Here is a 1,356-nt window from a genome sequence, read left to right as displayed (position 1 = left end):
CTTTTGCCGTCCTTCCCCCGCGCAGTATCTGCGTTCCTACGAAAACGACACTGTCACTCAGCTTGCCTGTCAGGCGCCTACCCAACACCCAACCAGGTCGAGTCAACAGGCCTGTTCCTCGCTGTCGCGCCGCCCATAACGTCGCTCACTTATCGGGCGCCTCGATGCGACCTGAACATATGCCATATGCGTCATGCGGATACGACGAACCATCCAACAGACTAATGGACCCGCCCGTCACGCGGGATCACCGTTCGAAGATATCCGGCCAGTGCTCATCTGCCGCCTCGATGTTGGCGGGAATGTTGGTCTCCCAACGCCACTGATACCACCGACTGAAATTCAGATAGAGCTTGTCGTCGACGATCTTCCACGCCTCGGGAATGGTCGAGGCGGCTTCACCGCGGGCCGCCGCCCAGGCGCACCAGCCACCGTACTGGGGTGCATAGGCCTCGGGGTCCGCCTGGAACCGGTCGCGATGATCGGCCGATGCGAACTGCCAGGTGGCATTGCGCCACTCCAGCTGATAGTCGGGCGAGCCCTGTACCGGCTCGCCCTGGGTGAAGTAGGCCACCGGGTCCGTGCCACCGATGGCCAGTCCATCGCGAGTGAAGATACGTCCCTCGGCGGCCGCCCCCATGGACCAGGCAAGGCCGAATACCAGGGCGACTGCCATCCACCAACCTGTACGCTTCATGGTTTGCCTCCTCTCGACCTTGCGGTCATGAGGTTACTGTCGAGAAACGGCTCCCAGCCTTACAGGCGCTATCGGCACACAGCGGATGCCGGTGTCGCCTAGCCAGGGTGTCATCGGTGACCACGGCCCGGGGTGCCAATGACGCGGGGCTGGTCGCGCCGAAGAACGACTACGACTCGGCGAATCACTTTCGCTTGAATCAGAGCATCAAGTAGCCCCACCAGCACCCGTGACCTCATCGAGGAAGCGCCGCAACAGGGCCGTAGTCTCGTTCGGGTGGCTGCGGGTGACCCAGTGGGAGCCGGGAAGGTGGTCGACCCGCAGGTCGGTGACATAGTCGCCGAGGTTGCCGTAGCTTCGCTCGGAAACGAAAGGGTCGCGCTCGGCGACGATCATCTGCACCGGGCAGGTCACGCTGGCCCTGGCTGGCAGCGGTGGCGGGTGGAAGACGTTCTGGCGGTAGAGCGCCATGGGGCCCAGGGTCATTGAGAGCACCTGCTCCCGGGATTCATCCAGCAGAGTGTCGCCGGGCGGAACGCCGGCCATCCTGAGCACCAGCCGCCATCCCGGTACGCCACCCAGCCGCCACAGGGCTTCCCCGAGGGGCCAGGCCAGCAGCGGCAGGGTGTAGCTGGAACGCAGCAGCTGCACAAGGGCCG

General features: G+C 64.3%; 2 protein-coding genes. Both read right to left on the bottom strand.

Going from position 1 to position 1,356, the window contains the following annotated elements:
- Positions 1 to 247 precede the first annotated feature (247 nt).
- On the bottom strand, positions 248 to 697 hold the full coding sequence (locus ACESMD_RS12955; protein WP_372613801.1) for a YHS domain-containing (seleno)protein: 450 nt from the start codon (positions 695 to 697) through the stop codon (positions 248 to 250).
- Between the two features lie 207 nt (positions 698 to 904).
- Positions 905 to 1,356: hypothetical protein (locus tag ACESMD_RS12950; protein ID WP_372613799.1), on the bottom strand; the 452-nt coding region annotated here is incomplete at its 5' end.

The organism is Halomonas sp., assembly GCF_041689495.1.
GTDB lineage: Bacteria > Pseudomonadota > Gammaproteobacteria > Pseudomonadales > Halomonadaceae > Halomonas.
This window is presented reverse-complemented; position numbering and strand designations above follow the sequence as displayed.